This window comes from Sphingomonas bacterium (assembly GCF_903644135.1).
Classification (GTDB): Bacteria; Pseudomonadota; Alphaproteobacteria; order Sphingomonadales; family Sphingomonadaceae; genus Sphingomonas.
Map to the genome: position 1 here is coordinate 1 of NZ_CAHJXA010000385.1, position 2,522 is coordinate 2,522.

Consider the following 2,522-nt stretch of genomic DNA (forward strand, 5'->3'; position numbering starts at 1 on the left):
CTGCTCGACGGCTATGGCGGCGACGACGTGCTGGTCGGCGGGCCCGGCGCGGACGTGTTCCGGATCGAGCGTGGCAACGGGTCGGACGTGATCGTCGGCTTCGCGCCCGGCACCGACAAGCTGCGGCTTGCGGGCGTCGCGCTCACCAGCTTCGCGCAAGTGACAGCGGCGGCGCGGCAGGTCGGCCGCGACACGGTGATCGCGATCGGCGGCGGCGAGACGGTAACGCTGCGCGACGTGGCGCTGCCGGCGCTGAGCGCCGGCGACGTGCAGCTGCCGATCGACCTCTCGGCCATGACACCGACCTTCCGCGACGAGTTCGACGCCTTCGTCACCCGTGACCGGGGCGGGCCGTGGCTGACCGATTATGGCCTCGGCAAGCCCGCCTACGATCATGGCCTGCCGGGCGAGGCGGAGGTCTATGTCGACCGCCGCTACACCGGCTCGGGCACCCGCGCGCTCGGCATCGATCCGTTCGCGATCGAGCCCGGCGGGGTGCTGGCGATCACCGCCGCGCCGGTGACCGCCGCCGCCCGGCCCTGGCTGGGCGCGGCGGCCTATACGTCCGGGGTGATCAGCACCAACCACCGCTTCGCGCAGACCTATGGCTATTTCGAGGTGCGCGCGGCGCTGCCGGCGGGCCAAGGCTTCTTCCCCGCCTTCTGGCTGTTGCCGCAATCGGGCGCATGGCCGCCCGAGATCGACATCGTCGAGGCGCTGGGACAGGAGCCGGGCGTGGTCCACATGACCGCGCACGACCAGGTCGACGGCCGCCACGTCAGCGCGGAGGCCGTCACCTACCTCGACGATCCGGCGGCGATGCACCGCTATGGGCTGAACTGGACCCGCGCCGCCTTGGCCTGGTACGTCGATGGCGTCGAGGTCGCGCGGCAGCCGACGCCCGCCTCGCTGCGCCAGCCCTGCTATATCAACCTCAACCTGGCGGTGGGCGGCAGCTGGGCCGGTCCGCCCGACGCCACCACCGGCACCGGCACGATGCGGATCGATTACGTGCGCGTGTACGCCAACGCCGATACGGTAATGGCACCCCGCCGGCCGTGAAGGTTTAGCGCAGCGCCGCCGTCAGCGAGACGCGCGTGCCGGCGTGGAGCGCGTCATACTCGACCGTCGAGCGCAGGCTCTGCGCCATCGCCTGGATCAGCCGCGTGCCCAGCCCGGTGCCGCGCGGGGTCTGGCCCGCTTCTATCCCGCAGCCATCGTCCTCGACCGACAGGCGGAACGCGTCGTCGCCGCGCTGCCGCAGCGCCACCCGCACCTCGCCGGGGCCGGCGGGATAGGCGTATTTGCAGGCGTTGGTGACCAGTTCGGTGACGATCACCCCCAGCGATACCGCGCGGTCGGTCGGCAGCCGCACCGCATCCGCCTCGAAGCGCAGGTCGCGGGGCGCGGTGTCGGTCGACCAGGTGTCGCCCAGCTCGGCGAACAGCGCCCCCAGATAGTCGCGCATGTCGACATTCTCGACATCGCCGGCGGTGTAGAGCCGGCGATGGACCTGGGCGATCGCCTCGATCCGCCGCTGGGTATCGGCCAGCGCCTCGCGCGCGGCTCCCGCCTCGACGGCGGTGGACTGCAGCCGCACCATCGCCGCGACCAGCTGGAGCGAATTGGCGACGCGATGATTGACCTCGCCGAGCAGCGCCTCCAGCCGCAGGTTGCTGGCGCGCAGCCCCTCCTCGGCGACCGCCTTCTGCCGCTCCAGCAGCGACCGCGCGCGCACCTGGTCGAGCGTCGCCGCGAGCAGGTCGAAGAAATCCTCGCCGACCGACTTGACGACGTAATCGGCCGCCCCCGCCTTCAGCGCGGCGACGGCGATGCGGCCCTCGTCGGTGCCGGTGACATAGACCACCGGCGGCGGCACCGGTAGCGCGCTCAGCCGCGCCAGGGTCTGCAAGCCGTCGAGCCCCGGCATGTAATGATCGACCGCGACCACGTCGAAAGCGGTGGCGGCGGCGAGCGCCACCCCCGCCTCGCCATCCTCGGCCAGCGTCACCTGATAGCCGCGCCGCGCCAGCGAGCGGGCGGCCAGCCGGCGCAGGCCCGCATCGTCGTCGATGTAGAGGAGGCTCGCCGCCTCGCTCATCCGCAGCGGACCGTCATGCTTCCACCTCGGGGACCTGGATCACGGTCAGGAACAGCCCGAGCTGGCGGATCGCCTGCGCGAAATTCTCGTAATCGACTGGCTTGGTGATGTAGACGTTGCAGCCCAGGTCATAGCAGCGCTGGATCTCGATCTTGTCGTCGGTGGTGGTCAGCACCACGACCGGCGCGCGGCGCAGCGGGCTGGTGTCGGCCTTGATCCGCTGCAGGATATCGGTGCCGCTCATGTCGGGCAGGTTGAGGTCGAGCAGGATCAGCGCCGGGCCGTTCTTGGCCGGCCCGTCGGCAGCGTCGAACAGGAACTCCAGCGCGCTGCCGCCGTCGGTGAAGTGGCGAATGTCGTTGAGGATGCCGGCGCGGCGGATGTTCTTCTCGATCAGGCGGGCATGGCCGGCATCGTCCTC

At 71.2% G+C, this 2,522-nt stretch carries 3 protein-coding genes; 1 reads left to right on the forward strand and 2 read right to left on the reverse strand.

Translation table 11 applies throughout. The features are described 5' to 3' along the window. Positions 1–1,062 (forward strand): glycoside hydrolase family 16 protein (locus HUU96_RS14865; RefSeq protein WP_174293507.1); only part of this gene is annotated, 1,062 nt, incomplete at its 5' end. 4 nt (positions 1,063–1,066) lie between these two features. Here the strand turns inward: HUU96_RS14865 and HUU96_RS14870 are convergent. Further along, positions 1,067–2,101 carry a sensor histidine kinase gene (locus HUU96_RS14870; protein WP_174293508.1) on the reverse strand — a complete coding sequence of 345 codons (1,035 nt, stop codon included), beginning with the start codon at positions 2,099–2,101 and terminating at the stop codon, positions 1,067–1,069. A 13-nt stretch (positions 2,102–2,114) separates the two neighbouring features. After that, the coding region (locus tag HUU96_RS14875; protein WP_174293509.1) for a response regulator at positions 2,115–2,522 on the reverse strand (408 nt) is incomplete at its 5' end.

Bases quoted from the DNA above. Each gene is read 5' to 3' on its own strand.
- HUU96_RS14870 (WP_174293508.1), bottom strand. From the start codon at position 2,101: ATGAGCGAGGCGGCGAGCCTCCTCTACATCGACGACGATGCGGGCCTG.